This window comes from Azospirillum himalayense (assembly GCF_042657465.1).
Lineage (GTDB): Bacteria > Pseudomonadota > Alphaproteobacteria > Azospirillales > Azospirillaceae > Azospirillum > Azospirillum himalayense.
On sequence record NZ_JBHSLC010000005.1, the window covers coordinates 149357 to 175653 of the forward strand.

Annotated in this window: 24 protein-coding genes; 14 read left to right on the forward strand and 10 right to left on the reverse strand. The window is 68.4% G+C overall.

Translation table 11 applies throughout. The features are described from left to right. Positions 1 to 4: 4 nt before the first annotated feature. Complete coding sequence (locus tag ACFPMG_RS04145) at positions 5 to 730, reverse strand: DUF502 domain-containing protein (protein WP_376993945.1); 726 nt, start codon at positions 728 to 730, stop codon at positions 5 to 7. Between the two features lie 166 nt (positions 731 to 896). Here ACFPMG_RS04145 and ACFPMG_RS04150 point away from each other — a divergent pair, with 166 nt between their 5' ends. Both ACFPMG_RS04150 and ACFPMG_RS04155 read left to right on the forward strand, forming a co-directional pair. After that, complete coding sequence (locus tag ACFPMG_RS04150; protein ID WP_376993946.1) at positions 897 to 1946, forward strand: type III polyketide synthase; 1050 nt, start codon at positions 897 to 899, stop codon at positions 1944 to 1946. A gap of 11 nt (positions 1947 to 1957) precedes the next feature. Beyond that, complete coding sequence (locus ACFPMG_RS04155) at positions 1958 to 2497, forward strand: isoprenylcysteine carboxyl methyltransferase family protein (RefSeq protein WP_376993947.1); 540 nt, start codon at positions 1958 to 1960, stop codon at positions 2495 to 2497. On the opposite strand, the gene ACFPMG_RS04160 is transcribed toward ACFPMG_RS04155, so the two are convergent. Beyond that, positions 2469 to 2882 carry a hypothetical protein gene (locus ACFPMG_RS04160; RefSeq protein ID WP_376993948.1) on the reverse strand — a complete coding sequence of 138 codons (414 nt, stop codon included), beginning with the start codon at positions 2880 to 2882 and terminating at the stop codon, positions 2469 to 2471. The genes ACFPMG_RS04155 and ACFPMG_RS04160 overlap by 29 nt on opposite strands. A gap of 162 nt (positions 2883 to 3044) precedes the next feature. Between ACFPMG_RS04160 and ACFPMG_RS04165 the strand changes: the two genes are divergently transcribed. Further along, positions 3045 to 3752, forward strand: a complete 708-nt coding sequence (locus tag ACFPMG_RS04165; RefSeq protein ID WP_376993949.1) for a Crp/Fnr family transcriptional regulator — start codon at positions 3045 to 3047, stop codon at positions 3750 to 3752. Positions 3753 to 3777: 25 nt separating this feature from the next. Here ACFPMG_RS04165 and ACFPMG_RS04170 read toward each other — a convergent pair whose 3' ends face one another. Both ACFPMG_RS04170 and ACFPMG_RS04175 read right to left on the reverse strand, forming a co-directional pair. Further along, the gene (locus ACFPMG_RS04170) at positions 3778 to 4188 is read right to left on the reverse strand and encodes a response regulator (RefSeq protein WP_376993950.1); all 411 of its coding nucleotides are present in this window, start codon (positions 4186 to 4188) and stop codon (positions 3778 to 3780) included. 235 nt (positions 4189 to 4423) lie between these two features. After that, positions 4424 to 5158 carry a Crp/Fnr family transcriptional regulator gene (locus ACFPMG_RS04175; RefSeq protein ID WP_376993951.1) on the reverse strand — a complete coding sequence of 245 codons (735 nt, stop codon included), beginning with the start codon at positions 5156 to 5158 and terminating at the stop codon, positions 4424 to 4426. Between the two features lie 300 nt (positions 5159 to 5458). Here ACFPMG_RS04175 and ACFPMG_RS04180 point away from each other — a divergent pair, with 300 nt between their 5' ends. Continuing rightward, a complete protein-coding gene (locus ACFPMG_RS04180; protein ID WP_137103037.1) occupies positions 5459 to 5743 on the forward strand; it encodes a hypothetical protein in 285 nt (94 codons plus the stop codon). A 108-nt stretch (positions 5744 to 5851) separates the two neighbouring features. Here ACFPMG_RS04180 and ACFPMG_RS04185 read toward each other — a convergent pair whose 3' ends face one another. After that, positions 5852 to 8461: a glycosyltransferase family 2 protein gene (locus ACFPMG_RS04185; protein ID WP_376993952.1), complete on the reverse strand. Its 2610-nt coding sequence runs from the start codon at positions 8459 to 8461 to the stop codon at positions 5852 to 5854. A 439-nt stretch (positions 8462 to 8900) separates the two neighbouring features. Here ACFPMG_RS04185 and ACFPMG_RS04190 point away from each other — a divergent pair, with 439 nt between their 5' ends. The 3 genes from ACFPMG_RS04190 (at position 8901) to ACFPMG_RS04200 (ending at position 9794) form a co-directional block, all read left to right on the forward strand. Next, positions 8901 to 9314: an HIT domain-containing protein gene (locus tag ACFPMG_RS04190; protein ID WP_376993953.1), complete on the forward strand. Its 414-nt coding sequence runs from the start codon at positions 8901 to 8903 to the stop codon at positions 9312 to 9314. 121 nt (positions 9315 to 9435) lie between these two features. After that, a complete protein-coding gene (locus ACFPMG_RS04195; RefSeq protein ID WP_014240705.1) occupies positions 9436 to 9612 on the forward strand; it encodes a CsbD family protein in 177 nt (58 codons plus the stop codon). After that, entirely contained in the window at positions 9612 to 9794 is a 183-nt protein-coding gene (locus ACFPMG_RS04200; RefSeq protein WP_035674501.1) for a hypothetical protein, read from the forward strand. Before ACFPMG_RS04195 ends, ACFPMG_RS04200 begins: the two co-directional genes overlap by 1 nt. A gap of 37 nt (positions 9795 to 9831) precedes the next feature. On the opposite strand, the gene ACFPMG_RS04205 is transcribed toward ACFPMG_RS04200, so the two are convergent. Together ACFPMG_RS04205 and typA are read right to left on the reverse strand one after the other, a co-directional pair. Further along, positions 9832 to 10305: an OsmC family protein gene (locus ACFPMG_RS04205; protein WP_376993954.1), complete on the reverse strand. Its 474-nt coding sequence runs from the start codon at positions 10303 to 10305 to the stop codon at positions 9832 to 9834. Positions 10306 to 10431: 126 nt separating this feature from the next. Continuing rightward, positions 10432 to 12258, reverse strand: a complete 1827-nt coding sequence (gene typA, locus ACFPMG_RS04210) for a translational GTPase TypA (RefSeq protein WP_149163510.1) — start codon at positions 12256 to 12258, stop codon at positions 10432 to 10434. A gap of 271 nt (positions 12259 to 12529) precedes the next feature. On the opposite strand from typA, the gene ACFPMG_RS04215 reads away from it, so the two are divergent. From ACFPMG_RS04215 to ACFPMG_RS04230, 4 genes are all read left to right on the forward strand, one after another. Continuing rightward, complete coding sequence (locus ACFPMG_RS04215) at positions 12530 to 14470, forward strand: autotransporter assembly complex protein TamA (RefSeq protein WP_376993955.1); 1941 nt, start codon at positions 12530 to 12532, stop codon at positions 14468 to 14470. A 113-nt stretch (positions 14471 to 14583) separates the two neighbouring features. Next, positions 14584 to 18903: a translocation/assembly module TamB domain-containing protein gene (locus ACFPMG_RS04220; RefSeq protein WP_376993956.1), complete on the forward strand. Its 4320-nt coding sequence runs from the start codon at positions 14584 to 14586 to the stop codon at positions 18901 to 18903. Positions 18904 to 19029: 126 nt separating this feature from the next. Then, entirely contained in the window at positions 19030 to 19728 is a 699-nt protein-coding gene (locus ACFPMG_RS04225; protein ID WP_376993957.1) for a rhomboid family intramembrane serine protease, read from the forward strand. 77 nt (positions 19729 to 19805) lie between these two features. After that, positions 19806 to 20690: an S-methyl-5'-thioadenosine phosphorylase gene (locus ACFPMG_RS04230; protein ID WP_376993958.1), complete on the forward strand. Its 885-nt coding sequence runs from the start codon at positions 19806 to 19808 to the stop codon at positions 20688 to 20690. Positions 20691 to 20768: 78 nt separating this feature from the next. Here ACFPMG_RS04230 and ACFPMG_RS04235 read toward each other — a convergent pair whose 3' ends face one another. Further along, positions 20769 to 21182 (reverse strand): hypothetical protein, encoded by a 414-nt coding sequence (locus tag ACFPMG_RS04235; RefSeq protein ID WP_041811100.1) that lies wholly within the window; start codon positions 21180 to 21182, stop codon positions 20769 to 20771. A gap of 110 nt (positions 21183 to 21292) precedes the next feature. Continuing rightward, on the reverse strand, positions 21293 to 22213 hold the full coding sequence (locus ACFPMG_RS04240; RefSeq protein ID WP_376993959.1) for a pseudouridine-5'-phosphate glycosidase: 921 nt from the start codon (positions 22211 to 22213) through the stop codon (positions 21293 to 21295). Between the two features lie 149 nt (positions 22214 to 22362). On the opposite strand from ACFPMG_RS04240, the gene ACFPMG_RS04245 reads away from it, so the two are divergent. The 3 genes from ACFPMG_RS04245 (at position 22363) to ACFPMG_RS04255 (ending at position 25827) form a co-directional block, all read left to right on the forward strand. Then, positions 22363 to 23349 carry a ligase-associated DNA damage response exonuclease gene (locus tag ACFPMG_RS04245; protein ID WP_103038984.1) on the forward strand — a complete coding sequence of 329 codons (987 nt, stop codon included), beginning with the start codon at positions 22363 to 22365 and terminating at the stop codon, positions 23347 to 23349. Next, positions 23346 to 24923, forward strand: a complete 1578-nt coding sequence (locus ACFPMG_RS04250; protein ID WP_376993960.1) for a cisplatin damage response ATP-dependent DNA ligase — start codon at positions 23346 to 23348, stop codon at positions 24921 to 24923. The genes ACFPMG_RS04245 and ACFPMG_RS04250 overlap by 4 nt, the downstream gene beginning before the upstream one ends. A 130-nt stretch (positions 24924 to 25053) precedes the next feature. Further along, positions 25054 to 25827 carry a hypothetical protein gene (locus ACFPMG_RS04255; protein ID WP_376993961.1) on the forward strand — a complete coding sequence of 258 codons (774 nt, stop codon included), beginning with the start codon at positions 25054 to 25056 and terminating at the stop codon, positions 25825 to 25827. 15 nt (positions 25828 to 25842) lie between these two features. On the opposite strand, the gene ACFPMG_RS04260 is transcribed toward ACFPMG_RS04255, so the two are convergent. Beyond that, positions 25843 to 26292, reverse strand: a complete 450-nt coding sequence (locus ACFPMG_RS04260; RefSeq protein ID WP_376993962.1) for a GNAT family N-acetyltransferase — start codon at positions 26290 to 26292, stop codon at positions 25843 to 25845. Positions 26293 to 26297 lie beyond the last annotated feature (5 nt).

The window sequence follows — 26297 nt, forward strand, 5'->3', positions numbered from 1 at the left end:
GCTCTCACGCCCGCTTCCGCTCCTCCAGCAGCGCGGCCTTCACCTCACGGAGCTTGCGGTCGGGCGGGGTGACGATGCCGCCGGACATCACCAGCTTCAACCCGTCCTCCACCGTCATGTCCAGCACGGTCACCTCGCGCCGCGGCAGGATCGCCAGATAGCCAGCGGTCGGCGGGGCGCAGGGGATGAAGACGTGCACCATCTCCTCTTCGGAGATCTTCTGGATCTCCGGATGGGCGGCGCCGGTGATGAAGCCCAGCGACCAGATGCCGTGGCGCGGGAACTCCACCAGGACCACCTCGCGGAAGGCCTTGGACTTCTTGGCGAGCACCGTCTCGACGATCTGCTTCACCGCCCCGTATACGGAGCGGACGACCGGCATGCGCTCCACCACGCCCTCGCCGATGCGCACCACCAGCCGCCCGACATAGCCGGCGGCGAAGGCGCCGATCAGGGTCAGCACGATGATCAGCGTCAGCACCCCGATGCCGGGGATCGAGAAGGGCAGGTAATTCTCCGGGTTGTAGGCGGAGGGGATCAGCGGCCGCACATGCCCGTCGATGAAGGCCAGCAGCCACCAGCCGAGATAGACCGTGACCGCGATCGGCGCCGTCACCAGAACGCCCGCCAGGAAGTAGGCGCGCAGCCGCCCCATCAGGCCGATGCCGGCGGGCCGGTGGGACGCGCTCTCGTCCGCCGCGCTCTGGCTGTTCTGCTCGTTCCGATCCAACGTCCCACCCCCGCAAATCCGACGCCCGGTATAGTGATACAGGACATGGCTCCTGCTCAATCCACAACGACGTATCGGCCGGCGGGAAAGAGTCGGCGGGGAGAAAGCGAAGGAACTCCCTCCGGAGGGCTGGTCCGCCACCCCTGCGCGCATCACATCGCTGAGGATGACCCATACCCCCCGCATCCTATCCCTCGCCACGGCCCTGCCGCCCCATCGTCTCGGCCAGGACGAGGCGCTCGGCGTCGCGCGGGCCGTCTTCGGGCCGCGGATGCGCGACTTCGACCGGCTCGTGCCGGTCTTCGCCAACACCGGCATCGAGACGCGCCACGCGGTCATGCCCATCGACTGGTACATGGAACCGCGCGGCTGGCCGGAGCGCACCGCCGCCTTCCGCGACGGCGCTTTGGCTCTGCTGGAAGAGGCGGCAGGGCAGGCGCTGGCCCGCGCCGGTCTGGGGCCGCAAGATGTGGACGCCATCGTCTGCGCCTCGACCACCGGCATCGCCACGCCCAGCCTGGAGGCGCTGCTGCTGGAGCGTATGGGCTTCCGGCCCGACACGGTGCGGCTGCCGCTGTTCGGGCTGGGCTGCGCCGGCGGCGTGCTGGGGCTGACCCGCGCCGGGCAGATCGCCCAGGCGATGGCGGGGCGGACGGTGCTGTTCCTGGTGGTCGAGCTTTGCACGCTGGCCTTCCGCTCGGCCGAGGCGACACCGACCAATGTCGTCGCCAGCGCCCTGTTCGCGGACGGCGCCGCTGCCGCGGTGCTGCGGGACGATGGGGACGGAGAGGGGCCGCGCCTCGTCGATGGGGCGGAGCACACCTGGCCGGGAACGCAGGACGTGATGGGCTGGCGGGTCGAGGACGACGGGCTCGGCGTGATTTTCAGCCAGAGCATCCCGGCGCTGATCCGCAGCCGCCTGGAACCGGTGATGGACGGCTTCCTGGAGCGGCGGCGGCTGGCTCGCGGTGACCTCGCCGGGCTGATCTGCCACCCCGGCGGCGCCAAGGTGCTGCACGCGCTGGAGGAGGTCTGCGCCCCGGTGTCCGCCGGGCTGGACGACGCCTGGGCGGTGTTGCGTCGCTGCGGCAACATGTCGGCGGCCAGCGTGCTGTTCGTGCTGGAGCGGCGGATCGCGTCCGGTGCCCGCGGCCCCCACCTGATGAGCGCGCTCGGCCCCGGCTTCACCGCGGCGCTGGCCCAGATCGACCTTTAGGAGCGCTTGGAATGGAGTCGTTGCCGCTGGGCTGGCCCCACGTCATTCTGCTGCTGGTCGCGGCCCAGCGTCTGGGCGAACTGGTCGTCGCCCGGCGCAACACGCGCCGCCTGCTGGCCGAGGGCGCGCAGGAGGTTGGGGCCGCCCATTACCCGCTGTTCGTCGGGCTGCACGCCGGCTGGTTGGCGCTGCTGTTCGCCGTCGTGCCGGCGGAGGCGCCGATCAACGGCTGGCTGCTGGCTCTGTTCGTGCTGCTGCAGGCGGGGCGGGTCTGGGTGATCGCCACGCTGGGGCGGTTCTGGACGACCCGCATCGTCACCTTGCCTGGCGCCCCGCTGGTGCGGCGCGGGCCGTTCCGCTGGGTCCGCCACCCCAATTACCTCGTCGTGGCGGGCGAACTGGCCGTGCTGCCCCTGGTCTTCGGGGCGTGGTGGATCGCGGTGCTGGCCACGCTGCTGAACGTGCCGCTGACCCTGCACCGCATCCGTGTCGAGGATGGCGCGCTGTCCGGACGGCGCGTTCTCAGGTCAGCAGGAAGCACAGCATCGTGACACAGCCGGCGATGGCCGCCCCGTCGAGGTGGTTGGGGAAGGCGTGCCAGAAAGACTCGCGGGACTCCGGCTCCGATCGGTCCATCTCATCGAGCCACAGGCCGGCCGGCAGGCCGCCGTTGGCGCGCTCCGCCAGGGCGCCGGACAGATGGGCCATCGAAACCGCCAGATAGCAGAACTTGACGAAGTTCAGGACGAAGTACATCGGCCCACCGGCCTCCGCGATGGGGTCGGTCACGCCGCCCATCGCCGCCACAGCGGTCGCCATGGCGATGGCTGCGGCGAAGGGGATGGCGACGACCGACAGCAGGCGCTGCGAATCCACGCGGCCAGCGTTGGGAATCAGACCGCGGGGAACAGGGCCGGAGGGCAGTTGGAACGACATGGCTCTCTCAATTCCGGTGGGCGCGTCCCATCCGTTCTGCCGCCTTCAGGGTTAACGGGACGTTAGCGATACCCGTTGGAGGGAGATGGTTCCACCTTTGCGCAGGCCCGGCTAAGCTACCCGCCCATGACTTCAAGGCCGCCGACCAACCAAGGAGACACCGTGCCTGCCGACGCTGGACTGTCCCGGCTGGACGGAATCACGCTGCTGAGCCCGCTGTCCGCGGAGGAGCGCGCCGCCGTGGCGCGCCAGTGCCGCTGGCGCCGCTTTCATGCCAACGAGCAGATCATCGACCACCAGGGGGATTCGCGGGACGTCGTGCTCGTGGTCCATGGGCGTGTGCGGGTGCTGAGCCATTCCCCGGCAGGCCGCGAGATCAGCTTCGACGACATCGAGGCCGGCGGCTTCCTGGGCGAGATGGCGGCCATCGACGGTCTTCCGCGTTCGGCCTCCGCGGTGGCGCTGGAGGACGGGACGCTGATCGCCTTCCTGGCGCCCCGGCCATTCCAGGATCTGGTGTCCGGCCGCCCGGAACTCGCCATGGCGGTGATGAGGCGGCTGTGCCGGGTCGTCCGCATTGCCACCGACCGGGTGATGGAACTGTCGACGCTGGGCGCCAACAACCGTGTTCACGCCGAACTGTTGCGGCTCGCCAAGCGGGGGCGGGTGGAAGGGGCGACGGCGGTGATCGCTCCGATCCCCGTCCATGCCGACATCGCCAGCCGGGTCAGCACCGCCCGCGAGACGGTCGCCCGCGTGCTGAACGACCTCGCCCGCGATGGGCTGGTGGAGCGGCGGGCCGACGCGCTGGTCGTCCACGACCTGCAGAGGTTGGAAGCGTTGGTGGAGGATGTCCGGGCCGGCGCCTGATGACGCGCCGCCCGGAAAGGACGAATCAAATCGCCCGCCCCAGAACCGTTAGGATCAGGGTGCGAAGCGATTCGGGGTCATAGGGCTTGGGAAGGAAATGCCAGCCGGCGCCGCGGATCTCTGCCTGGGTGGCAGCGGACTCGTCTCCGGTGGTGATGATGACCGGGACAGCGGGACTGATCTTCATCAGAACCGCCCTCACCGACTCCGGCGCCTTGCCGTGCCGGCCCAGATGGAAATCGGCGACCAGAACGTCGGGCGCTTCGCCGTTCAGCGCGTCCAGGAGAGCGGCGGGGGTCGGGGCGCTGACCAGCAGCATTCCCCAATCCTCGAACAGAGTTTCCATGCACAGGCACAGCACCATGTCGTCCTCGAGAAGGGCGACGGTCAATGTGCCGGAACTTGCGGATCGGCCGGCGAGGGGGGCGTCGGTCATGCGTTATCCAATGAACAGCGGGGAAACCAATGTAAAACAGGACGGCGATGCCGGCTGCCCGATACCGTCCGTCCGGCCTGTTTGGGAAAGCTGTTGCGGGGGTGACCGCGGTCCGCTCCGTAAGCAGTGTGCTTAGTTATCTGTGCAGGTAATTTAGATTCTATATCGAACGGCCCGCCACCGCATTGTCATAGGTTAATCGGAAGAGGGATATCGCCGGGCATCGAAGAGCCGATCAATCGCCAGCGCGCTTGCGGTCGGACTTGGCGTCCAGCGCGTGCTCCAGCTGTTTGGGGGCTTGAATCAGATGCAGGTACAGCTCGTCGAACTGGCCGACGGAGGCGAGCTGCTTCACATCATGGACGGTGATCTGCTGTCCGGCCAGATCGATCAGCCCGATGTCGCGCAGCCGGCGGAGCGTCCGGTTGATGTGGACGATGCTGAGCCCCAGCGCGTCGGCCAGAATTTCCTGGGTGACGGGCAGGGTGAAACGCCCCGCCTCGACCAGCCCGACGATGCTCAACCGCCGCAACAGTTCCACGATCAAATGGGCGGTGCGTTCCAGCGCGGTGCGGCGTCCGACGCTGAGCAGGCGTTCGGCAATGATGGCCTCCTCCTTGGCGCCCGACCAGGCGAGGGCGGCGGCCAGACGGGGGAAGAGCTTGAACAGTTCGATGATGCGTTCCGGCTGGAAGTTGGCGACCTCCGCCGGGGTCAGGGTGGTGACGCCATGGTCCGCCGTCTCGAACAGGTTGCAGTAAAAACCGATGATGTCCCCGGGCAGGACAAAATTGACGACCTGCCGCCGCCCGTCGGGAAGCGCTTTGTGACGGATTGCCCAACCTTTGCGCATCACCCGCACGCAACCGTAGCGTTCTCCCTGCTGAAGAAGATCGGATCGCGAGCCGTGCCGGGTAACATTGCGCTCCAACTCGTTGAGGAAACTCTTCTCCTCATCTGTCAGGCTCATGTAACTCGTTATCTTGCGTCCCAGTGGAGATGACGGTATGTTGGCCTGGGCGCGGGTCATTTCTGTTCCAGCCTTTGATCGTCCAATTGTTATGGCCCCGAAGCGAGTGCCACTGCCAGCCCAATTCCGGGCGGCCTCGAACGATTAAGCCAAACGATAAAACCATCTATAACATAGGTTAATGGGGGTTAGATTTTCTCGACCGGACAGGTGAGGGATCATATACAAAACTGTTGGTGGCATTGGCCGTATGGGGTTTTGAACGGCCGTCGGTGGTAACAGATGAGTGCGGGGGGCGGCATGGCGGCGGAGCGGGATGCGGCGGGACTGGCTGCCCTCTCGATTTGTGAATCCCTTATGCTCGCATTGGTGGAACGCGGTGTCTTGCGGCTTGAGGAGGCGCATGCCGCGCTCGAGGACGCCGCTGCCGCCCACCAGAATCGCGATCCAAAGGGCGAGGACCCGAACCTGCATCGCTTGGCGTTGCAGATCGTCGAGCGCCTGATGATTCAGGTGAACGCCACCCATCCCGCGTCGGCGCATATCGGGATTGGGCAGATGGCGGACGGCGGTTCCCAGGACTGAGAACGCGCACGGGACGCCATTCCGGGCGAAACGAAGAGAGCCCCGCCATTCCGGCGGGGCTCTCGTCATGCTTGCGATTCGGATCGGCGATCCGATGGGCGGGTATGGTCAGTCCGCCCCAGCCTTGGCGGCTTCCGTGGGCTCCGGCCGTTGCTTGCCCAGCCCGATGTTCGGGAAGGCGTTGATCAGCGCCGTGATGAAGGCCGACAGGTAGGGCAGCGACTGCACGACCAGCAGGCCCGACCACATGAAGGCGTCGCGGTTCTCGTGACCGAACACCACCACGATGGCCAACGCGGCGCCCCACAGGCCCAGCAGCAGAGCGATCTCCTCCCGCGCCATCAGGAAGGCCTGCATCAGCGCCGGCTGGTTCTCGCACTTCGGCGTGCGGACGAAGGGACGCCCGGAGGTGAGCATGCCCAGCCACATGGCGCGGCCCACCGTGTGGGTCAGCGCCATGCCGGCGATGGCCGCCCCCACCTTGTCCCAGAAGCCGCACTTCACCCGCGCCTCGTACAGCCAGAGCGATGCGCCGACCTTGAAGGCGAAAACGCTGAGCGTCGGGATCATGAAGACGCTGGGCGGGAACTCGAAATATTTCGGGAAGGCGAGCAGGCCGAGCGACCAGATGATGCCGGCAATGCCGAAGATCATGTGGGCGGCGTCGGCGAACCAGGGCAGCCAGCCGGTGATGAAGTGATACTTCTGCCCGGCGGTCAGGCGCGGGCCGCCCGGCAGCAGGTCGCGCCAGTGGTGCTTGAGGATCTGCACGGCACCGTAGGCCCAGCGGAAGCGCTGCGTCTTGTAGGCGGAGAAGCTGTCGGGGACGAGGCCCTTGCCGTAGCTCTCGGGCATGTAAACGGCTTCGTACTTGTGCTCGAACAGGCGCAGGCCGAGGTCGGCGTCCTCGGTGATGCACCACTCGCCCCAGCGGCCGACCTCTTCCAGCGCCGACTTGCGGATGATGGTCATGGTGCCGTGCTGGATGATCGCGTTGCGCTCGTTGCGCTGGATCATGCCGATGTGGAAGAAGCCGGCATACTCCCAGTTGATCATCCGCTGGAACAGGTCGTGGCTCCAGTCCCGGTAGTCCTGCGGGGACTGGACGAAACCGACCTCCGGCCGGTCGAAATGCGGGATGGTCGCCTTCAGCCAGTCGGGATGGACCTGATAGTCGCTGTCGATGACGGCGATGTGCTGGGCGTCCGGGGCCGTCTGGGCGAGGCCGAAGTTCAGCGCGCCGGCCTTGAAGCCCGGCCAGTTGTCCAGGTGGAAGAAACGGAACTTCGGCCCCAGCTTGCGGCAGTACTCCTCGACCGGGCGCCACACCGCCGGGTCCTTGGTGTTGTTGTCGAGCAGCAGGACCTCATAGTTCGGGTAGTCCAGCCGGGCCAGCGCGTCCAGCGTCTCCATGACCATGTGCGGCGGCTCGTTGTAGCAGGGCACATGGATGGAGACCTTCGGCGCGTTCGGCAAGGGCGCCGCCGAGCAGGGCTGGAACTTGCGCTTGAAGCGGTCCTGCCAGACGACCTCGGTCAGTTCGAGCCCGTCGATCAGCATGACGGCGAGCAGGACGAGCTGGCAGAAGACCAGGATGCCCCAGGCGATTTCCGTGGTGGTGGCGAGGCCGGCGACGCTGGCCGCCGTGAAGGTGAAGACCAGAACCGACGACACGCCCTGGATCATCGCGCCGTAGAAGACCTGCCCGCCGAACTTCAGATCGCCGCCGCGGCGCCACAGGAAGAAGACGAGCGGCAGGAAGCCCACCGCGATGGAGACGCCGCACATCAGCGGCCAGTTCCGCAGCTCCGTCACCTCGCCGATCATCGGGAACTTCGGCTTGCGCCACGCGTCCCACAGGCCCCAGCTGGTGCCGGCGGTGCCTTCGATCTCCCGCTTCCAGGGCTGGTCAAAGGCTTCCATGATGAAGTAGTCGAGCTTGTTCTGCGCCGCGACGTTCAGAAAGGTGCGGATGAACTTGGCCTGGTTGACCTGGCTCGCCTCGGCGCCGCGGCGCCACGGGCCGTCGGCCGGCCAGCCGATTTCCGAGATCAGGATGTGCTTGTTCGGGAACTTGGTCTTCAGCTCGTTGTAGCGGAACATGGCGTAATCGACCGACTGGTCGGCGGGCACGCCCTCCCAATAGGGCAGCAGGTGGACGGCCAGGAAGTCCACCGCATCGGCCAGTTCCGGATGCTCCAGCCAGACGTGCCACGGCTCCGCGGTGGAGACCGGGACGTTGACCTTCTTCTTCACGCGCTTGATGTATTCGATGGCTTGCGGGACGGTGACGTCGGCGCGCAGGATCGCTTCGTTGCCGACCAGGACGCGGCGGACGTTGTTGTTGTCGCGCGCCAGCTTGATCAGACCGTTGATCTCCGGCTCGTCGATCTCCGGCTTGCCGGCGATCCAGGCGCCCGCGGTGATCGGAATCCCGTACTTGCGGGCGATGGGCGCCGTCTGCTCCGACCCGTCGGTGGTGGAGTAGATGCGCACGCCCTTGACCGACCCCTCCAGGGCCTTCATGTCCTTCTCGATGTCCTCCGCCGAGGCCTTGTCGCCCTTGGACGGGCTCTTGTCCGGGTGGAAGGGCGTGTAGCCGACGCCGCTGATGGCGCCGCCCCAGGACCGTTCGGCGACCGGGCGGTTCCACAGCGCCCAGACTCCGATGTTGCCCAGGATCACGAGAAGAAGAGCCGCGATCGCCGACTTGCGCATGACTGTCTTTCTTTGTCCCAAACGTCTGCCGGCCGTCCTGGCTTTGTCCGCCCCGGCCGGGCATCTTTCAATTCAGCGACAGGGTTCAACCGGATCGGCACGCAGGGGGACTCGCCGCCCCGACACCGCCTTCGGACCGAACACCCGTACCCACCACCCTGGTTGCAGGACACGTCTCAATCCGCCGCGCGATCCATGTTTGCCGGAAGACCGAACGCCTCCGACCGGAACATCATCGGACCGAATAAAGATCGTGCGGCAGTTTATACATTTTTCCCAGTCCCGCAACCAGTCCCACTCCGACGCGCCGGTGCCCAGGCCTGCAGCGGCGGCAATCCCCACTGGACGAACGCATCGGATGGGCGTTTTCTTCCCGGACGCCGCAAGGAAAACCTTACGGGCCGAAGGGAAGACAAGCACAGGGAAGACACGGGACCCCATGACGATGTTCCATCTGCATGACCGTTTGCAGGCCGATACCGCCCTCATCGCCGAATGGCCGCTGTGCCGCGTCCTGTTGATGGACAACCGGGTGTGGCCTTGGCTGATCCTGGTTCCCGTGCGGCAGGGCCTGACGGAAATTCACCAGATGTCCCGTGAGGACCAGCACCGGCTGGTGGACGAGATCGCCCAGGCCTCGCGCGTGTTGGAGACCCTGTTCACCCCGGACAAGATCAACGTCGGGGCTCTGGGCAATCTGGTTTCACAGCTTCATATCCATGTCATCGCCCGCTCCAGGACGGACCCGGCGTGGCCGGGGCCGGTGTGGGGATCGGGCTTCGCGGAGCGCTACAGCCCGGAGGAGCGGGACAGCCTTATCCGAAAGATCGGGGAAGGGTTGGGCCAAAAGTGAGGCTTGGCAAAGCCGAACGCGACAGTCCTATCTCCCTTTGCGGCCAAGCGAAGGCGTGACGTTTCTCCTGCGGCCCTGTTTACGGTCGCTGAAACATTCACCGATCAAAGGAGAGGGCACCATGAACACCGACCGCATCACCGGTGCCGGCAAGGAGCTGAAGGGCGAAGTCAAGAAGCAGGCCGGCGACCTGACCGGCAACCGGGATCTGAAGGACGAGGGCCGTGCCGACAAGGCCGAGGGCAAGCTGGACAAGGTCGTCGGCAAGGTGAAGGACATCCTCAAAGGCGACAAGTGATGGGCACGGAGGAGCGGGGGCATCGCAAGGACGATGCCCCGTCCGACGCCGCCCAGCGGATCGAGGACAAGCTCATCGAGGAAACCGGGCAGGCCTCGGGCAACCCCGACAAGCCCGTCCAGGAAAAGTTCGATGAATTGGGCGAGAAGCCCGACATCAAGAAGAAGAGCTTGCGGGACTAGGAATCGCCCCCTTCCATCCGGAAGGGGGTTTTCTTTGTCATTCAACGGCGATCCGCGCCTCGACCCGAACCGGGAAATTCACCGAATTGGCGATGAAGCATTTCTCGTGGGCCTCGTGGTGCAGGGCCACGGCCTTGACGGAGTCGCTTCCGTGGGCGAGAGTAACCTGGGGGCGCAGGACGACGTCGGTGAAGCGGCCCCCACCATTGGCGTCCTCGGCCATCGTGCCGGAGGACTTGTCCGTGTAGGCGGTAACGGCGACGCCGTTCACGGCGCACAGATGCAGGTACCACAGCATGTGGCAGGCCGAGAGCGAGGCCACGAGCATGTCCTCCGGATTGTAGCGCGTGGGATCGCCGCGGAAGGCCGGGTCGGACGAGCCGGGGATCGGCGGCTTGCCGGGCGCCGTGATCTCAAGATCGCGGCTGTACGCCTTGTAGCCCGAAGTTCCGGTTCCCTGGTTGCCGGTCCAGGTCACCGTCGTGCCGTACTGGTGTTCGCGCCCTGACATTGGTCCCTCCGGATGTGTTTCCGGGAGGGTAACCGCGGTCACCGCCGCTGAAAAGAAAACGGGGCATAAAAAAAGCGGGAGGGCCGAAGCCCTCCCGCGATCTCAACGCTGCCTTGCCCGTCAACCTCAGCTGGCTTCCGCCGCGCGGGCGTGACGCTTGCGCTCGTTCGGGTCGAGGTAGCGCTTGCGCAGGCGGATGGACTTCGGCGTCACCTCCACCAGCTCGTCGTCGCCGATGTAGGACAGGGCGCGCTCCAGCGTCATCTGGATCGGCGGGGTCAGGCGGACCGCCTCGTCCTTGCTGGTCGTGCGGATGTTGGTGAGCTGCTTGCCCTTAATGACGTTGACCTCGAGGTCGTTGCCGCGGGTGTGCTCACCGATGATCATGCCCTGATAGACCGGAACGCCCGGATCGATCAGCATCGGGCCGCGATCCTCCAGGTTCCACAGCGCGTAGGCGACCGCGGTGCCGTCGGCGTTGGAGATCAGCACGCCGGTGCGCCGGCCGGCGATCGTGCCCTTGTAGGGGGCGTAGCCGTGGAACAGCCGGTTCATGATGCCGGTGCCGCGGGTGTCGGTCAGGAACTCGCCCTGATAGCCGATCAGGCCGCGCGACGGGGCGTGGAAGACGATGCGGGTCTTGTTGCCGCCCGACGGACGCATCTCGATGAGGTCCGCCTTGCGCTCCGCCATCTTCTGCACGACGGTGCCGGAAAATTCCTCGTCCACGTCGACGACGACTTCCTCGATCGGCTCCAGGCGCTGGCCGTTCAGCGGATCGGTCTTGAACAGCACGCGCGGACGGCTGATGGCCAGCTCGTAGCCCTCGCGACGCATCGTCTCGATCAGGATGCCGAGCTGCAGTTCGCCGCGGCCGGCCACCTCAAAGGCGTCGCCGCCCTCGGTGTCGGAGATGCGCAGCGCCACATTGCCTTCCGCCTCGCGGAACAGCCGGTCGCGGATCATGCGGCTGGTGACCTTGTCGCCCTCGCGGCCGGCCAGCGGGCTGTCGTTGACCGAGAAGGTCATCGCCAGGGTCGGCGGGTCGATCGGCTGGGCGTTCAGCGGCTCGGCCACTTCCGGCGCGCAGATGGTGTCGGCAACGGTGGTGGTGGTCAGGCCGGCCAGGGCGACGATGTCGCCGGCGTGCGCCTCGTCCACCGGAACGCGCTCCAGGCCGCGGAAGGCCAGCACCTTGCTGATGCGGGCGTTCTCGATCAACTTGCCGTCGCGGCTCAGCGACTTGATGGCCATGTTGACCTTGACGCTGCCGGTCTGGATGCGGCCGGTCAGGATGCGCCCCAGATAGGGGTTCGCCTCCAGCGTGGTCGCCAGCATGGCGAAGGGCAGATCCTCTTCCACCTTCGGCGCCGGAACGTGGTCGCGGATCAGCTCGAACAGCGGGGTCAGCGTCTCGCGGGCACCGTTCTCCAGGTCCGTGGTCGCCCAGCCGTTGCGGCCCGAGGCGAACAGGGTCGGGAAGTCGAGCTGCTCGTTCGAGGCGTCGAGCGAGGCGAAGAGGTCGAACACCTCGTCATGCACTTCGTGTGGACGGCCGTCGGGACGGTCCACCTTGTTGATGACGACGATCGGGCGCAGGCCCAGCTTCAGCGCCTTGCCCAGCACGAACTTGGTCTGCGGCAGCGGCCCTTCGGCGGCGTCGCAGAGCAGGACCACGCCGTCCACCATGGAGAGGATGCGCTCGACCTCGCCGCCGAAATCGGCGTGGCCGGGGGTGTCCACGATGTTGATGCGCAGGTCGTTCCACAGGACCGACGTGCACTTGGCCAGGATGGTGATGCCGCGCTCGCGCTCCAGGTCGTTGGAGTCCATGGCGCGTTCGGCGACCTGCTGGTTCTCGCGGAACGAACCGGCCTGCTTGAGGAGCTGATCGACCAGGGTCGTCTTGCCGTGGTCGACGTGCGCGATGATGGCGACGTTACGAAGATTCATGTGTCGGGGACTCTTAAATCCGCTCTGGGGCTTCCGTTGCGCAATGCCGCCCCGACACCGCGGCACGTCGGCCGCGCACAACAAAAAAACCCTCCGAGATCGATCGGGGGGCTCTGCCGGGGAAACTGTTGCGACGCAATATAATGATCCGGCTTCATAACGCAAGCGGCGAGGTGGGAGAAACTCGCCCAAAGCGCCTATGCGGAATTTCCTTGCGCCGCGGCGACCGAATCATTGGCGTCTGCGTCTCGGAATCCCACATGGTCCGGTGATGACCAGCCGCGTTTCCGCTTCCCGCCTCGCCGTCATTCTCCTGTCCAGCGCGCTCGCCGCCGTGCCGGGCGACCCGCTGCGCGCGCAGGACCCTGCACCTGACCCCGTTCAGGAGGCCGCACCGCCGCCGGTTGCCGCGGAGGAACCCGGGCAGGATGACCCCACCCCCGACGCCCCCGGCCCGCAGATCCCCTACGAGGTGGAGTTCACCGGGATGGAGGACGACGAGCTGCGCGACCTGCTGCGCGACAGCTCCTCGCTGGTAAGCCTGAAGGACGACCCGCCGCCGTCGGTGCTGGGGCTGGAGCGGCGCGCCGACAGCGACCGGGACCGCCTGCAGACGGCGCTGCGCTCCGCCGGCTTCTACGACGCCGTGCTGGACATCCGGGTGGACGCGGCCCGGACGCCGGCCAAGGTGACCGTGGCGGTGACGCCCGGCGCACCCTACCGATTCAAGACCGTCTCCATCGCCTCCACCGACGGCGCGCCGCTGCCGGGCGGCGAGGTGACGCCGGCCGACATCGGCCTGCCGGTGGGGGAGCGGGCGCGGGCGCCGCAGGTGGTGGACGCCCAGTCCGCGCTGCTGCGCCGGATGACCGACCGCGGCCACCCCTTCGCCACCGTCGCCGAGCGTCGGGTGGTGGTCGACCATGACGACCACAGCATGGACGTCACCTTCTCGGTCGATCCCGGCCCGCTGGTGATGTTCGGCGACACCAAGATCGACGGGCTGGCCAGCGTGGACGAGGGGCTGATCCGCGGGCGCCTGCCCTGGAAGGAGGGCGACATCTACAGCCCGGCCAAGGTCGACCGGGCGCGCCAGCAGATCGCCCAGCTCGATGTGTTCGACACGGTGCGGGTGCGTCTGGCCGAAGAGCCGGGGCCGGGCGGTGTCACGCCGGTGGACGTGACCCTGGCCGAGAAGCTGCACCGCTTCATCGGCGCCAGCGCCTTCTACTCGTCGGAGGATGGCGTGGGCGGCTCGGCCTATTGGGGCCACCGCAACCTGTTCGGCGGGGCGGAGCGGCTGCGGCTGGGCGTCGAGGTCGGGCGAATCGGCGGCGACAACGGCGCTGGGCAGGGGCCGCGCGGCAGCCTGGATCTGCCGGACATCCGTCTGTCCGCCAACTTCCGCAAGCCCGACTTCCTGGCGCCGCGCCAGTCGCTGATCCTGGATTTCCAAGTCGCGTCGGAGCAGCCGCCGGCCTACGATCGCGTCGCCACCATCGGCTCGGCCTCCCTGGAGCGGCAGGTGACCGACCAGCTCAAGGTCTCCTACGGCGTGTCGGGGGAGCGTGGGCGGGTCCGCAACAACCTGCGGGAGTACCAGACCGGATTCATCGGCGTCCCGCTGGGCGTCGCCTGGGACGGCTCGGACAATCTGCTGAATCCGTCCAGGGGCTACCGCGCCTCGCTGCTCGCCACCCCCTGGTTCCCCTACGCCGGGGACACGGACTCGATCTTCACCAGCTTCCAGATCAACGCCTCGGCCTACCGCGATCTGTCCGACGACGGGCGTTACGTCGCGGCGGCGCGCATCGGCGTCGGCAGCACGGTGGGAGCCTCGCTGGACCAGGTTCCGCCGGACCACCGCTTCTATGCGGGCGGCGGCGGGTCGGTGCGCGGCTACGGCTTCCAGAAGGCCGGACCGCGCGACATCTACGGCGACCCGACCGGCGGGCGCTCGCTGTTCGAAGCCGGTTTGGAGTTGCGCGTCAAGGTGACCGAGACCGTCGGCATCGTGCCCTTCGTCGACGCCGGCACCGTCTTCGACAGCGCCTTCCCGGACTTCAAGGAGCCGTTGAAGGTCGGCGCCGGTATCGGCGCCCGCTACTACACCGATTTCGGGCCGCTGCGGGCCGACGTCGCCTTCCCGCTGAACGCCGACTCCGGCGATGCGAAGTGGCAGCTCTATCTCAGTCTGGGTCAGGCCTTCTGATTCGTCCTTTCAACCGGTGATGCCGGGTCGGGTCGCATTTTTGCCACTTGGATCGGGATCGCCCATGCTCTTTCCCGTTATACCATTCGGGGAATGCCGCAACGGGGTGCGTGGTGTCGGGTCTGCGTCGTCTGATCGTTCTTCTTCTGGCCTTCGCCGTCCTGACCGGGGCGGTCCTGACGGAGGCCGCCCGCGCGGCCGACACCGAGGGGGGCGGCTGGGGACCGGCCAACGCCGTCCGGCGCTGGATCGCCCAGACCATCGAGAAGGCGGTGAACGGCCCCGACCTCCAGGTCCGGATCGGCACTATCGGCGGCGCGGTCCCCATCAACTTCACGATCTCGGACGTCACCGTCGCCGACCGCGAGGGCGTGTGGCTGCGGCTGGAGGAGTTGCGCGTCAATCTCGCCCCGACCGCGCTGCTGACCGGGCGGGCCAAGGCCGACGCCATCGAGGCGCAGCGCGTCGTCGTGGAGCGCGCGCCGCTGCCCGCCGAAGGGCCGGAGCCGCCGCCCGACCAGGGGCCGACCTCGCTGCTGCCCAGCCTGCCGGTGGGTGTCGCCGTGGACAAGCTGGCCATCGCCGAGCTGGTCCTGGCGGAGCCGCTGATCGGGCAGGAGGCGCGGCTGAAGATCGACGGGTCGCTCGATCTCGCGTCGGGCGGGTCGTCGCTGGAAGCGCATCTGAACGTGGACCGTCTGGGCGAACAGCCGGGCACGGTGGCGCTCGACGTCGCCTTCAATCCCGACGACAAGCGGCTCGATCTGAACCTGAAGGCGTCGGAGCCGGCGGGCGGGCTGATCGCCACCGCGTTGAACATTCCTGGCGCGCCGCCGGTCAGCGCGTCGCTGGACGGGCAGGGCTCGCTGGACGACTGGAAAGGCACCTTCACCGCGGCGGCGGAGAACGCCGCCCGGCTGGCCGCCGACGCCACGGTCAAGGCGGTGCCGGAAGGGCACGCCGTCACCATCGCGGCGACCGGCGACGTGGCGTCCCTGCTCGGCCCCGACATCGCGCCGCTGACCGGGCCGCAGCCGGCGCTGAAGGGCACCGTGGTGGTCGCTCCGGACGGTGCCCTGACCCTGCAGCCGGTGGCCGTCGAGACCGCCGCCGCCACGGCCAATCTCTCGGGGCGCGTCGGTGCCGACCGCCGCAGCCTCGACCTGCGCTACGAGGTCCAGGCCGGGCCGGACTCCACCCTGCACGGCTTTGTCCCCGGCGTCGCCTGGCGGGAGGGCAGCGTGTCGGGCACCGCCCAAGGCACGCTGGACGCGCTGACCGTGGTGGTGGAGGGGCTGGTCCGCGACCTCGCGGCCGACGATCCCGCCCTGGCCGCGGTCGCCGGGCCGGAGGTGCGGCTGGACGGACGAGCGTTGATCAACGCCGACACCGGGGCGGTGGGGATCGAGGGGGTGACCCTGACGACCGCGGCGGCCAGCGCCGGGGCGCAGGGCAATGTGACCGGCTGGGGCCAGACCGCCGACGTGACAGTGTCTCTGGATGCCGATGACCTGTCGCGCCTCTCCGCTCTCGCCGGGCAACCGCTGGCCGGGTCGCTGGCCGTGGCCGGGCCGGTGCGCCGGCAGGAGGACGGCACGCTGACGGCGGACTTCAGCGGCGCGCTGCGCGGTCTGGAAACCGGAACGCCCGCCGACGGCGTGCTCGGCCGCGACGTGAGCCTGGGCGTGCAGGCGGTGATGGAGCCGGGCGGCGCCATGCGCCTCACCGACCTGACTGTGGATGGCCGCAACGGGCGGCTGACGGGTGATGCCGCCCTGGTGGACGGGGCGGTGGACGCGAAGACCCGGCTGGAGATCGCCGACCTCGCCCCGGTGGGCACCGCCGCCGGAACGGAGATGGCTGGCGGGCTGACGCTCGACGCGACGGCGAAAGGCCCGTTGGACGCATTGGTGGCGGAGGCGGCTCTGCGCGCTCGGAATCTCGCCGTGCAGGGGCGCCGCTTCGGCGACACGCGGCTGAACGCCACCGCGGAGAACCTGCCGGGCACGCCGCAGGGGCGTGTGTCGGCCCGCACGGAACTGGCCGGCGCCGGGCTGACCGCCGACGCCGCCTACGCGCTGGATGGGCAGGTGTTGCGGATCAGCGACCTCGCCGTGGCGAATGGGCCGAACCGGATCACCGGTGCGGTGCGCGTGGCGCTCGACGCCATGACCGCGACCGGCAAGCTCGACGGCAACCTGCCACAGCTCCAGGCGCTGTCGGAGCTGGCCGGCATGCCGCTGACCGGGGCGGCGGGCTTCACGGTCGCGCTGGACGCGCCGAACGGCAAGCAGGCGGCCAACCTGACCGCCAACGCCACCAACCTCCGCGTCGAGGGGGAGGGCGGTCCGCTGCTCGCCGCGCGCCGCCTGACCGCCAACGCCGATGTCGCCGACGCGCTGGGCAGCGCCAGCGGCAAGGCGCGCGTAGAGCTTCAGGACGGGGCCGCCGCCGGCAACGACCTGTCCCGGGTGACGGCCAGCGTGGACGGCTCGCTCGCCAAGGCGGCATTCCGGGCGGAGGCCGCAGGGGCCGGGAGCGACCCGCTGGGGCTCGACCTCGCCGGGGAATTCACCCAGGGCGGCGCGCTGAACCGCATCCGGCTGGACCGGCTCCAGGGCCGCTACAGCGGCGAGTCCTTCCGGCTGACCCAGCCCGCCGCCATCGCCCTGGGCGAGCGGCGCTACGAGGTGTCCGGCCTGCGGCTGGTCAGCGGCAACGCCCAGCTCGCCGCTGATCTCGGCCTGAACGGGGAGCGGCTGTCGGGCGAGCTGCGGCTGGACCGCGTGCCGATGGCGCTGGCCCGGCTGGCGAACCCGACCCTCCGGCTGGACGGCACGCTGAACGCCCAGGCGACGCTCGGCGGCACGGTCCGCCGCCCACAGGCCGACGCCACGCTGCGCGTCGCCAACCTGAAGGCCCAGCAGACCACCCAGGCCGGCGTGCCGGGCCTGAACGCCACCGTCAACGCCCGCTGGAGGGAGGCCCGCCTGTCGGTGGACGGCGACGTCGCCACCAGCAACAACGCGGGCCGGGTGACCCTGACCGCCGCCGCACCGCTGGCGATGAACCCGGACACGCTGGCCTTCTCGGTGCCGGAGCGCGGCCGGCTGGAGGCGGCGCTGCGCGGCGCCATCGACGCCTCGCTCGCCAACGACCTGCTGGCGGCCAGCGGCGACCGGGCGCGCGGTACGCTGCGGCTTGACGTCAGCGTCGACGGCACCGTGGCGGCTCCCCGACTGGGCGGCACGGTGACGCTGGCCAACGGGCGTTACGAGAACCGGGCGAGCGGCGCCATCATCAGCAACATCGACGCCCGGATCGTCGGCGACGGCGACGTCTTCACCATCCAGAGCTTCCGCGGGCGGACCACCAACGGCGGCGAGATCAGCGCCCGCGGCGTGATCCGCCCCGCCGCCGCGGACCCGCAGCAGCAGCTCGCCCTCGCCATCCAGGCCGACCGGGCGCGGCTGGTGCAGAACGATCTGGCGGCGGTCACCATCGGCACCAACCTGACGCTGACCGGCAGCTTCCTGAATCCGCGGCTGGCCGGTCCCGTGCGGATCGAGCGGGCGGAGATCCAGATTCCCAACCAGACCCCGCCCAACGTGGTGGACCTGAAGGTCGTCGAGGTCGGGAAGGGCCGCAAGGCGCAGCCGGTCAGCCTGAAGAACGGGCAGGCTGGCAATGGGCAGCCCACGGCGCCGGAGCCGGCCTTCGCGATGATCCTCGATCTGACGATCAGCGCGCAGAACCAGATATTCGTCCGGGGTCGTGGGCTTGAGGCGGAGTTCGCCGGACAGCTCGCTGTCACCGGCACCTCCAGCCAGCCGCTGGTCAGCGGGCGGCTGAACATGCTGAAGGGCGAGTTGGACCTTCTCGCCAAGACCTTTGTCTTCAAGCGCGGCATCATCGAGTTCGACGGCGGCCCCACCATCGATCCGCGGCTGGATTTCCTGGCGGAGGCCACCGCCAACGACGTGACCGCCCAGGTCCTGGTCACCGGCACCGCCGGACAGCCGAAGCTGGAGTTGACCTCTCCGCAGGGCTTGCCGCAGGACGAGGTGCTGTCCGCCGTGCTGTTCGGGAAGTCGGTCGGCAACCTGAACGCGGTGGAAGCGGTCCAACTCGCGCAGTCCGCGGCGACGCTGGCCGGCTTCGGTGGCGGGGGACCCGGCCTGATCGGCAATCTGCGCCGCGGCCTCGGCATCGACCGGCTGGAATTCACCGGCGGCGCCGACGGCAAGGGCGGGGCGGTGGAGGCTGGGCGCTACGTCAGCGACCGCGTCTATGTCGGGGTGGAGCAGGGCATCGGCGCGAACCAGAGCCGCGCCACGGTCGAGGTGGACATCACCAAGAACATCAAGGCCCAGGCGGACGTCGGCGCCGATTCCGACACCCGCGTCGGCGTCAAGTGGGAGTGGAACTACTGACAGGTCCGACCTTCTAACCTGTTTGCGAGCCGCTTTCGGGCGCTGGTCATCGGCGCGGGAGCCCCCATATCGAGCAAGGATGAAGGCCGCGCCGCCAAGGCTCCGGTCATCGGCGAAGGGGGAGCGGTGCGCGCTGCCAGAAGGATTCCCTACGTCAACCAGGGCATCGTCATGGCCTGCACGCTGGCCTTCGTGCTGGGCGTGCCGCCGGAGTCCCTCGCCTTCGTCCCCGCCTACTTTTTCGGAACGGTGGAGACGGCCGGGCCGCTGCCCAACTGGGCGGTGTGGCGCGGGCTGTTCGGCCATGTCCTGATCCACAGCGACATCGTGCATCTGGTCAGCAACATGCTGGCGCTCTGGGCCTTCGGCGGTGCGGTCGAGCTGGCGATGGGCAGCCTGCGCTACCTGCTGTTCTTTCTGCTCTGCGCCGCGGCGGGGGCCGTGGTGGAGGGGGCGCTGGCTGTCGACCCCATGGCGCCGCTGGTCGGGGCGAGCGGGGCGATTTGCGGGGTGATGGGGGCCTTCCTGCTGCTGCACCCGCAGGCGACGCTCGGGGTGACGCCGGGACCGCGGGTTCCCGCCTCCTTCGTGGTGGGCAGCTTCCTGGCGATCAACGTGGCGATGACGCTGATGCCGCCGGCTCCGGATTCCAGTTTGGGCGACGTGGCCTGGGCTGCCCACCTCGGCGGGTTCGCTGCGGGGATGGCGCTTGTCGCTCTGTTCCGCCGCCCCGGCGTGGCGTTGTGGAGCGTGGCGCGCCTCAGCACCGCGGCGAAGGCCGCCATCTATCTGACGCTGGTGGTGGTTCTGCTGCGCACCCTGTGACCGTCCTTGCTGTGACCGTTGCCTTTGCCGGGCCGGGGCGGAATACTGCGCCCTTCCATTGACGGAGGCATGTGACTATGGCGCAAACCGGGTCCGCGCCGGTGCTCGGCGTGATCGGCGGCAGCGGCGTCTACGACATCGACGGCTTGGAAAACCAGCGCTGGGTGACGGTGGAAACGCCCTTCGGCGACCCATCCGACGAGCTGCTGACGGGCGAGCTGGACGGACAGAAGTTGGTCTTCCTGCCGCGCCACGGCCGCGGTCACCGCATCCCGCCATCCGAGCTGAACTTCCGCGCCAACATCTACGCGCTGAAGGCGCTGGGCGTGACCGAGATCCTGTCGGTCTCCGCCGTCGGCTCGCTGAAGGAGCATCTGCCGCCGGGCACCTTCGTGGTGATCGACCAGTTCATCGACCGCACCTTCGCCCGCAGCAAGAGCTTCTTCGGCACCGGTCTGGTGGCGCATGTGGCGCTGGGCCATCCGGTTTGCGGTCGGCTGGGCGACCTGATCGAGGAGGCGCTGGTCGAGCTGAAGGTGCCGCACCAGCGCCGCGGCACCTACATGGTCATGGAAGGCCCGCAGTTCTCGACCAAGGCCGAGTCCGAGCTGTACCGGGGCTGGGGCTGCGACGTGATCGGCATGACCAACATGCCGGAGGCCAAACTCGCCCGCGAGGCGGAGATGTGCTACGCGACCGTCGCCATGGTCACCGACTTCGACTGCTGGCATCCGGACCATGACCACGTCACCGTGGACGCCGTCATCCGCGTGGTGGTGGCAAACGCCGGCAAGGCCCGGTCGCTGGTCAAGACGCTCGCGCCGAAGCTGCAGGTGCGCGACGGGCTGTGCGCCCAGGGCTGCCACACCGCGCTCGACCACGCGATCATGACCGCGCCGGACAAGCGCGACCCGGAGATGCTGAAGGCGCTCGACGTCATCCTCGCCCGCGCGCTGGGCTGAGGACGCCAATGGAAAAAGCCGCGGGACCCGGCGTGCGTCCGGGTTCCGCGGCTTTTTCTTTTGGTCGGCCGGAAAGCCTCAGTGGCGGGTGCGCGCCGGGGTGACGTAGACGCCGTCCCAATCGACGCCGAACAGCGCGTCGTCGCCGGCCTCTTCCACCAGCTCGTCATAGTCGCTGATGTCGATCAGGCCGAAGATGGACGCGGTGCCCGAGGCGTCCAGGTCGCAGGTGATGACGCGGCCGGCGAACTCGACGGAGGTGAAGAACACCTCCGGCAGTTCCATGCTGTCGAGGTCGGCGGACACCGCGCACTCGATCTCATGAACGAGGCGGGAGGAGAGGGAACCCCGCAATTTCGCCGCCTGGGAGGCCCAGACGATCTTCTTGACCCGCGCAGCCGGGCGGTTGTCGGGCTCGCCGATGCCCTCGTCGGGCTGGGCGGCCATGGCGATCATCCGGGAAACCAGGTTCGACGGGCTGGGCGCACGCATAGAGACCTCCGCTGAAGAACGAGCGCAGATTCACCCGGCGTCGGTTAACGGGGGCTTAAATCCGGATGTCACGGATGGCTTACCTCTTATGCGTAACGACCTATGACGGATCAGGTCGCTGTCGCCGCGTAAGCCGCGGCAAGCCGCGCCGCGGTCACCGCGTTGTGGCGGATCAGAGCCATGTTCGCGGTCAGGCTGCGCCCGCCGGTGATCCGCTCAAGCGCCGCGAGGAGAAAAGGCGTGACGGATTTTCCCGTGATTCCATGATGTTCCGCATCCTTTAGCGCCCGGGTGATGGCCCGCTCCATGGCCTCGCCATCGAGCGCGTCGGCTTCCGGGATGGGGTTGGCAAGGACCACGCCACCCTCCAGACCAAGCTCCCATTTGGCCCGCAGGATCGCCGCGACCTCATGCACGTTGTCACAGCAATGAGAGACAGGCAGACCAGAGTTGCGGCTGTAGAAGGCCGGAAAGGCGTCGGTGCCCAGCCCCAGGACGGGAACGCCGCGGGTCTCCAACACCTCCAGTGTCTTCGGCAGGTCGAGAATCGACTTGGCACCCGCACACACGACGCAGACGCTGGTGCGGGCCAACTCGTCGAGGTCCGCCGACACGTCGAAACTGATTTCGGCGCCGCGGTGCACACCGCCCAGACCGCCGGTGGCGAAAACGGCGATCCCGGCCAGCCTTGCGGCGATCATCGTGGCGGCCACGGTGGTGGCGCCCAGCGCCCCGGTCGCCAGAGCGACGGGCAGGTCGCGGCGGCTCAGCTTCATGACGCTGGTGCCGCCCTTGGCAAGCCGTTCCAGAGATTCGCCGTCCAGCCCGACGCGGATGCGACCGTCGAGAACGGCGATGGTCGCGGGCACCGCCCCTTCGGCCCGCACCGCGTCCTCCAGCGCCGTCGCCGTTTCCAGATTCTTCGGGAAGGGCATGCCGTGGGAGATGACGGTGGATTCCAGCGCCACCACGGGCCGACCCTCGGCCAGGGCGGCGGCGACCTCGGGCGTCGGGGACAGGCGGTGGTGCATGGTCAGGGTCTCCCTCGTTCTCCCGCATCCTGCGCTGTGGTTCGCGTCGGCGCAACCGCAGGAATCGGAATTTTGTCCTTTCGCGAGGACGGCCTATATTGCAGCACATGCCTGCACAAAGCCCCGCCCGTCCCCCCGCCGAACGCTGGATGAAGGTCTGCCCCGAGGGACTCTATGTCGAACCCGGCGGCTTCTACGTGGACCCGTTGCGCCCGGTGGAGCGGGCGGTCGTCACCCACGGCCATTCCGACCACGCCCGGCCCGGCCACGCCCATGTGCTCGCCACCGCCGGAACGCTCGCCATCATGCGGCAACGGCTGGGCGAGGGGGCGGGGGCGGCGACGCAGACGCTCGATTACGGCGAGGCGATCCGCATCGGCGACGTGACGGTGCGTCTGGTCCCCGCCGGCCATGTGCTGGGCAGCGCGCAGGTGGTGCTGGAGCATGCCGGGACGCGGGTGGTGGTGTCCGGCGACTACAAGCGGCGCTTCGACCGCACCTGCGCCCCGTTCGAGCCGGTGCCCTGCGACGTCTTCATCACCGAGGCGACCTTCGGCCTGCCGGTCTTCCGCCACCCGCCGGATTTGGGGGAGATCGACAAGCTGCTGCACTCGCTGTCGATCTTTCCCGAGCGCAGCCACGTCGTCGGGGCCTATGCGCTGGGCAAATGCCAGCGGGTCATCTCCCTGCTGCGCGCCGCCGGCTACGACCGGCCGATCTATCTGCACGGCGCCCTGGAGCCGATCTGCAAACTTTACGAGGGCTTCGGCGTGCCCCTGGGCGAGCTTCGCCCGGCCACTGTGGCGGCCAAGGAAGAGCTGAAGGGCGCCCTGGTGCTGGCCCCGCCCGGCGCGGTGGCCGACCGCTGGGCACGCCGGCTGACCGACCCCGTGGTGGCGATGGCCTCCGGCTGGATGCGCGTCCGTCAGCGGGCGCGCCAGCGCGGCGTCGAACTGCCGCTGGTCATCTCCGACCACGCCGATTGGGACGAGCTGGTCCAGACGCTCGACGAGGTCGCGGCGCCCGAGGTCTGGGTGACCCACGGCCGGGAGGAGGCGCTGGTCCACCATGCGACCCAGCGCGGCATCCGCGCCCGTGCCCTGGCCCTGGTCGGATTCGAGGAGGAGGGGGCGTGAAGAACTTCTCCGCGCTGATCGACGGGCTGGTCTTCATGCCAGCGCGCAACGGCAAGATCCGCCTGCTGGCCGACTTTTTCGCCACCACGCCGGACCCCGACCGCGGCTGGGCTCTGGCGGCCCTGACGGAATCGCTGGTCTTCCACGAGGCCAAGCCGGCGGCCATCCGGCAACTGGTCGCCAGCCGCGTCGATCCGGAACTGTTCGCCCTGTCCTACGACTATGTGGGCGACCTCGCCGAGACGGTGGCGCTGATCTGGCCGGAGCGTCCGGAGCGGGCGAACAGCCTGCCGCCGTCCATGACCGAGGTGGTGGAGACTCTGCGCGCGGCCAAGCGCGGGCAGGTGATGGGGCTGGTGGAGGGCTGGCTCGACACGCTGGATTCATCGGGCCGCTTCGCACTGCTCAAGCTCATCACCGGCAGCCTGCGGGTGGGCGTGTCGGCGCGGCTGGCCAAGACGGCGCTGGCGGAATGGGGCAAGGTCGAACTTGCCGACCTTGAGGAGTGCTGGCATGGGCTGACTCCGCCCTATGCCGACCTCTTCACCTGGCTGGAGGGGAAGTCCGACCGGCCGGCGGCGGGGAAGGGCGCCGGCTTCCGCCCGCTGATGCTCTCGCACCCTCTGGAAGAGGAGGACATGGCCGGGCTCGATCCGGCCGACTATGCCGCGGAATGGAAATGGGACGGCATCCGCGTGCAGTTGGCGGCCCGCGGCGGCGAGCGGCGCATCTACAGCCGCACCGGCGACGACGTGTCCGGCGCCTTTCCCGACATCGCGGACCACATGAATTTCGACGCAGTGCTGGACGGCGAACTGCTGGTCGCCCGCGACGAGGGGCAGATCGCACCCTTCAACGACCTTCAGCAGCGGCTGAACCGCAAGACGGTCACCGCGGCGATGCTCAAGGAATTTCCCGCCTGGGTGCGGCTCTACGACATCCTGTTCGACGGCGAGGAGGATTTGCGGAGCCTGCCCCTCACCGAGCGCCGCGCCCGGTTGGAGCGCTGGCACCACGCGGTGCGGCCGCGGCGGATGGACCTGTCGCCGCTGGTGCCGTTCGAGGGCTGGGAGGCGCTGAAGGGCCTGCGCGAGGGCAGCCGGGAGAACAGCATCGAAGGGCTGATGCTGAAGCGCAAGGACAGCGTCTACGTCGCCGGGCGTCCCAAGGGGCCCTGGTTCAAGTGGAAGCGCGGGGCGCTGACCCTCGACACCGTGCTGATGTACGCCCAGCGCGGGCACGGCAAGCGGTCCAGCTATTATTCGGACTTCACCTTCGGCGTCTGGCGCGGCGAGGAGCTGGTGCCGGTGGGCAAGGCCTATTTCGGCTTCACCGACGCGGAGCTGGTGGAGCTCGACCGCTGGGTGCGCAACCGCACCACCCGCCGCTACGGTCCGGTGCGGGAGGTCGAGCCGGGGCTGGTGCTGGAGGTCGCCTTCGACAGCGTGCACCCGTCGAACCGCCACAAGAGCGGTCTGGCGATGCGCTTCCCCCGCGTCCACCGCATCCGCTGGGACAAGCCGGCGGCGGAAGCCGACCGGTTGGAAACGCTCCAGGCGATGGTCGTGGGATAAACGGCTCAGACGGGCCGCTTCTTCCATTTTGAACCGGGTCGGCGTTGACGCTGGCGGGACGGGGGCTAGTCTTCTGCAACCGTTCGCTGCGGTCGAGCGGGTTGGAAGACATCAAGCCGGAGACCTGACCATGCCGTTCGCCGCCGCTCCCGAATTCAAGAAGCACAAGGCGAAGTGTGAGGCCGAGGCGAAGAAGATCCCGAACTCGGGCGACGCCCTGGCGGTTGTGAAGAAGTCCGGTGACGTGGAGAAGGCCGCTGCGGCTTGGGACAAGGCTTACAAAGGCGGGGACGCCAAGGCGCTGCGCGAGGCGCTGGCCGACCTGCTCCAGGCGACCAAGATCTTCCGGGCGAAGCTCAGCGCGGTGATCGTGAAGGCGCAGAAGGCGAAGAACGAGGGCGCCGTCGAGGTGGCGGCCGACATGCTGGGCGGCGCCATGAACGTCGAGCAGATGGCCCAGCTGGAAAGCCAGTTCGCCCTGAAGAAGCTGGAGAAGGCGGGAAGCGCCAAGGAGATGCCCGCCACCACCTTCTTCGCCGATTGGACCGCCGCCAAGAAGATGTTCGAGGCGCTGACCGGCAAGAAGAAGCCCGCCGAAGGCTTCCTGCTCGCCTTCCGGGCGTCGAGCGGGCTTGAGAAAGCGACGAAGGCGCTGGACGCCGCCACACGCGCCAACGACGTCGATGCCCTGCAAAAGGCCATCAAGGGATTCGAGAAGACCGGCAGCGAGTATTTCGCGACCGTGAAGAAGAAGGCCAAGGTCTCCGTCGCCGCCGACGACACCGACATCCCGGACGAGTCGGAGGAGGCCTTCAACTACGATCAGGCGCTGGCGATCCTGCTGAAGAACCTGAACGTCATCCGCAAGGAAGCCGGCGATATCCTGGCCGAGGCCAGGAAATAAACCGGATTGTCCGCTCTATCTGCTCAGCCGCATGTCGATGTGGTCGATGCCGACATCGTCGTAAATCTCGCTGACGCGCCGGAAGCCGAAGCCGCCGTAAAAACTCTCCAAGTAAAGCTGCGCGCTGATCAGCACGTCGTGCTGCGGCCATTCCTGGGCCAGCCGCTCCAGGCATTCGGCGACCAGCCGGCGGCCCAACGCCTTGCCGCGCCACGCCGGAGCGACCGCCAGCCGCCCGAAGGAGGTGGCGCCGGTCTCCGCGTCCGGCCCGAAGATGCGGGCGTAGCCGACTGGCATCGGTGCGTCGCCGTCATACAGCGCCAGATGCCTGGCCACCGGGTCGCGCCCGTCGAGGTCGGGGAAGGGCGAGGCCTGCTCCACCACCAGCACGCTCTGGCGGAGGTGGAGCATGTCGTGGAAGGTGCCGGCGGACAGATCGGCGAAGCGGAACCAGCGGGAATGCATGTCAG